Origin of the sequence: Sporosarcina sp. ZBG7A (assembly GCF_000813425.1) — a bacterium.
Classification (GTDB): domain Bacteria; phylum Bacillota; class Bacilli; order Bacillales_A; family Planococcaceae; genus Sporosarcina.
Genome location: NZ_JWIB01000020.1, coordinates 1 through 4,646, shown reverse-complemented (window position 1 = coordinate 4,646; position 4,646 = coordinate 1). Strand labels below are relative to the sequence as shown.

Below are 4,646 nucleotides of genomic sequence, written 5' to 3'. Positions count from 1 at the left end.
ACAAATATTATAGAACCATATAAAAGCGTTCCATCCATTTTTGGATAGAACGCTCTCGAATTACCTATTTACTGCTCTAGTAAACGATAGTCAAAATCAGAAAACGACTCAATCAGTTGTCCCTTTTCGTGGAACGATAACGAACGCGTCACATCATTCGGGATGATTAAGCAATGCACGCCTGCGCTTATTGCTGCAATCGATCCGTTATAGGAATCTTCCACAGCAATTGCCTCATCTGGTGTAACACCAAGTCGTTCCAATGCCACTTCGTAAATAGCTGGATTTGGTTTCACTTCATCCACGTCATCTGCTGAAACGATAATCGGGAAATACTCCAGCAAGCCATATTTCGTGAGAAACCCTTCGATCCAATTTCGATTTGAACTACTCGCAACAGCCAGCAAGATCCCTCGTTCTTTTAGTTGTTTTACAGTCTCTAAAAACCCTTCCCGTAAAGCCAATTGTTCCCGAATCGTTTCAAACCGGGTATTGACCTGATCATGGAAAACAGTACGATCCATTGGCACATCGAGCGACTGGTCAATAAAGTCGAATAAGGCTCCATCCGTTGAACCTACCACTTTCACGAATTCCTCTAACGTCAAGTTGAATCCATGCTGCTCCTTCAAGATTTCCTGATAAATATCAAACCATGCTGATTCTGTATCAATAATCGTCCCATCAAAATCGAATATTACCGCCTTCTTCACACCTGTTCCCCATTTCCAAAATACGTTCTAGTTCTCCTGTACCCATTATAGGGGCAAAGACGCATTTGGTCGACCAATTCTCTGGAATCCACCTTGTTATCAGAATACTGTCGTTAACTCTTGTCTTATTTGCTATACTTATTGCATAATCTAATGAATAGAAAAGAGGAGAATACATGCAATTAGTGGCACTATCTACGAGTTTACCTAAGCAAATTAGTACGTCAAAAGGAAAAGAACTCGTGACCGGCATTTGTAAGGAAACAATTCAAGAAGCATTTTTGTCTGTTGATGGTTTCAAAGGCGACGACGTGGCTGATAAAAAACACCACGGTGGACTCGATCGTGCAGTTTGTATGTATCCTCATGAACACTATGCAAAGTGGAATGATGAGTTTGAATGTGTACTTCCATCCGCAGCATTCGGAGAAAATATCACAGCATCCGGCATGACCGAATCTGAAATTTGTATAGGTGATATCTTTACACTTGGAGACGCTGTCATACAAGTGACCCAAGGCAGAATTCCATGCAACACAATTGACCAGCGCCTTGGATATCCTATGATGAAAAACATGATCCAAACCGGATTTACAGGCTACTTATGTCGCGTTCTAAAAGAAGGAATGGTTCGGTCGGATGACCAGATAACGTTACACAAAAAAGATTCACATGGAGTCACAGTACTTGAAGCCAATACAACGTACTTCCATAATCCTAAAGATATCGAAGGAATCCGTCGTGTGTTAGCGATAGAAGCACTCGCTGACGATTGGCGCGATAAGTTCGGCAAACGTTTAGAAATAGCGCTTGCGAACACCTAAGATCAAAAAACTATAAGTAGATTGCGAGGTTGCCAGAAAATTTGTACTGTTGTATACTCGAATCACTTACATAACTGACCGTACGGGTGCTTGAGTGAATCAGGCTGAGATAGCAGATGAATCCGCTGCTGACCGCATCTGATCTGGATAATGCCAGCGTAGAGAGCCGTGATCTGAGGATCATTTGGGTACCCGGGAACCCACTCCTCGACCGTCTGCGCTTTCAGACGGTCTTTTTTTGTGAGAACACAAGCAAAAAAGGAGTTGGAGTTCATTGAAAAAGTTAACATTCACCGATTTACTCATTACCATCATGGTCGGTGTCGTGTTCGGTATCCTGATGAAGTTTTGGGATGATCTCTATACTGTCGTCAAACCGATGATGCCAGTAGCGAGACAACTACTCTATGGAATGTGGTTCATGAATGGGGTGTTTGCATTTCTGCTCATCCGTAAGCCTGGTGTCGCATTGATTGCCAGTATTGCTGGCGCAGGACTCTCTGCATTTATCGGCCATGGCTTGGAAGTTCTGATCTATGGATTTGCTCAAGGATTAGCTGCAGAATTGCTGTTTGCCGCATTCCGATATAGGAAGTTCTCTATGATCATCGCAGGTCTTGGAGGGATCTTGTCGTGTGCTGCGAGTTTCGGACTGGACATGTTTTACGGATATGCAGACTTGGAAACTTGGGCGCTCGTTGTAAAGTACGGATTGCGTGCAATTAGTGCATTCATCTTTACTGGAGTATTTGCGGTTCTTATCGTTCGTGCACTCGAAGCAACAGGCGTTACTCAGTCAATACGACCGGTGGCGAAAGAAGAATATTCGCTGCTGGACAGGTGATTTGAATGGAAACCTTAATCTCACACCAACGAGAGGCTGCGCTCAGTATGACCAACTTGCGATTGAAGTTTCCTGGGGAGGATTCCTTGTTGTTTAAGGACCTCTCCTTCTCAGTCAATAAGGGTGAGAAAGTATTGCTGCTCGGTCCGAGCGGCTGCGGGAAGTCCACGTTGCTGCAAGTTGCGAGTGGTATTGTCCCGAATTCCTTTGAGTTACCGATGAAAGCGGAAAAACTTGAGCTTCCGGATTCATGGGGATTTGTCTTCCAAGATCCCGACACACAATTTTGCATGCCTTATGTAGACGAAGAACTCGCGTTTGTATTGGAAAACTTGAACGTACCTCGCCAGGATATGACTGCGCTAATAGTTGCAGCTTTGGAACGTGTAGGTCTTCACCTGCCAGACATTCACACGCCGATTCTTGAACTATCGCAAGGCATGAAACAGCGGCTAGCATTGGCATCCGTTTTGCTGATGGAGCCAGAAGTGCTGTTTTTAGATGAACCTTCCGCTCTTCTCGACCCTGAAGGTACGGACCAAATATGGACGTCCATTCAAGCCGCAACAGCTGAGCAAACTGTCGTCATTGTGGAACATAAAATCGAACAGATTGCTGAGTGGATTGACCGTGTCGTTCTATTTACGGATGATGGAGCAATATTAGCAGATGGTCCACCCGATTCGATTTTTAAAGATTATAAGGAAGAACTCATTCGATATGGCATTTGGTATCCAGGAGTATGGGATGACTATTTGGATTCAAAAGCATTTAAGACGTTGAGTGAGAATCGTTCATCTATAAGTTCGGTTGAAGTTCTTCATGCGGAGGAATTCAACGGGTATCGCGGCAAGAAATCCGTTATTCACATGCCAAATGCATCTATTAGCCAAGGTTCCTGGGTGACGATTTTAGGAGAGAACGGTTCTGGGAAGAGCTCGCTACTGCTATCGCTTATGCAGTTGTTGAAAACATCTGGTTCTTTGCATGTCAATGGCAAGCAGGTTGTGCAAAAGAAACGACGTAGAACCCTTCCCGCAGGGCTATCTCTTGTCTTTCAGAATCCTGAGCTCCAATTTGTGACGAATACGATCGTGGAAGAATTGACGATTTCATTACAAGGGATGTCGTCAATGGGAGCAGTAAGTCATGCAGAAGAGATGATTGAGCTGTTCAACTTACCCGTTTCAGGTAACCGCCACCCGTACCAGCTATCGGTTGGTCAAAAGCGACGGTTAAGCGTCGCGACAGCGCTCACCTCTTCTATAGATATTTTATTGTTGGATGAACCTACATTCGGTCAGGATGCACGCAATACCTTCGCAATTCTGGAAAAGTTGGAGTCGTTGCGCAGGAATGGGATGACGATTGTGATGGTGACTCATGATTTGAATATTGCATCGAATTTTGCAACGGATTGTTGGAAAGTTGCTGATGGTAAGCTTGTGTCGTGCACTCGGCAAGGGGGTGTTGCTGATGCCCGCTTGGTTTACACCTGATCGCGAAACATGGTTATTTCGAGTGAATCCTGCGTTGAAATTCATGATATTTGTTTTGCTATTGCTCATTACACTTTTCACGAGGAATTTACCTTTTGTCAGTTGGCTAGCTGTTCTATTCGGAATCCTACTCTACGGTTTCAGTGGATACCCGATTCGAAAGTTAGTATTGCTATCGATTCCTCTCGTCATCTCCTTCGCTTCTTCAGCATTTACGATGATGCTGTTCGGAAAAGGAGATGCCGTGTTATGGCAATGGGGCATCCTTAAAATTTCAGAAGAGAGCATTCAGCACGGATTGTTGCTTGGCACGAAGTCGTTAACGTTTGGGCTGGTAGGCTTTACGTTCTTACTCACTGTTCAGCCCGTGTTGTTCTTTTACGCGATGATGCAGCAATATCGTTTGCCTTCAAAATACGCTTATAGTTTCATCGCATCGATTCGCTTGCTACCTCTAGTTGTAGAAGAGATACATGTGAGGACGAATGCGTTGAAAGTTCGTGGCATTACCTTCTCGCGTGGAATGAAAGGTTTAGGCGAACGGATTCAAGCGTACACCGTTCCGTTGTTCGCTCAAAGTATTCGCCGAGCGCAACGGATCGCGATTGCAATGGAAGCGAAACAATACCAGATGGGGGCCGCCCGAACTTACTACTATCCAACTTCGTACAGTCGGATTGATGTAGTGTTTATAGGGGTGGTTGTTGTGAGTGTTGCTGGCGTTATGCTACTTGCGTTTGGGATGAACTGAAGATAGTATAGAAAG

General features: G+C 44.5%; 5 protein-coding genes and 1 riboswitch. Of the genes, 4 read left to right on the top strand and 1 reads right to left on the bottom strand.

The annotated features are described in order from the left end of the window. Window positions 1-68 precede the first annotated feature (68 nt). A complete protein-coding gene (locus RL70_RS08510) occupies window positions 69-713 on the bottom strand; it encodes an HAD family phosphatase (protein ID WP_039042998.1) in 645 nt (214 codons plus the stop codon). A 176-nt stretch (window positions 714-889) separates the two neighbouring features. Between RL70_RS08510 and RL70_RS08505 the strand changes: the two genes are divergently transcribed. The 4 genes from RL70_RS08505 (at window position 890) to RL70_RS08490 (ending at window position 4,631) form a co-directional block, all read left to right on the top strand. Then, window positions 890-1,537 carry an MOSC domain-containing protein gene (locus RL70_RS08505; protein ID WP_039042997.1) on the top strand — a complete coding sequence of 216 codons (648 nt, stop codon included), beginning with the start codon at window positions 890-892 and terminating at the stop codon, window positions 1,535-1,537. Window positions 1,538-1,609: 72 nt separating this feature from the next. Continuing rightward, window positions 1,610-1,719, top strand: a riboswitch (TPP riboswitch). A 92-nt stretch (window positions 1,720-1,811) separates the two neighbouring features. After that, window positions 1,812-2,381: an ECF transporter S component gene (locus tag RL70_RS08500; protein WP_039042996.1), complete on the top strand. Its 570-nt coding sequence runs from the start codon at window positions 1,812-1,814 to the stop codon at window positions 2,379-2,381. Between the two features lie 5 nt (window positions 2,382-2,386). After that, complete coding sequence (locus RL70_RS08495) at window positions 2,387-3,880, top strand: ABC transporter ATP-binding protein (protein ID WP_039042995.1); 1,494 nt, start codon at window positions 2,387-2,389, stop codon at window positions 3,878-3,880. After that, a complete protein-coding gene (locus tag RL70_RS08490; RefSeq protein ID WP_039042994.1) occupies window positions 3,858-4,631 on the top strand; it encodes an energy-coupling factor transporter transmembrane protein EcfT in 774 nt (257 codons plus the stop codon). Before RL70_RS08495 ends, RL70_RS08490 begins: the two co-directional genes overlap by 23 nt. Window positions 4,632-4,646 lie beyond the last annotated feature (15 nt).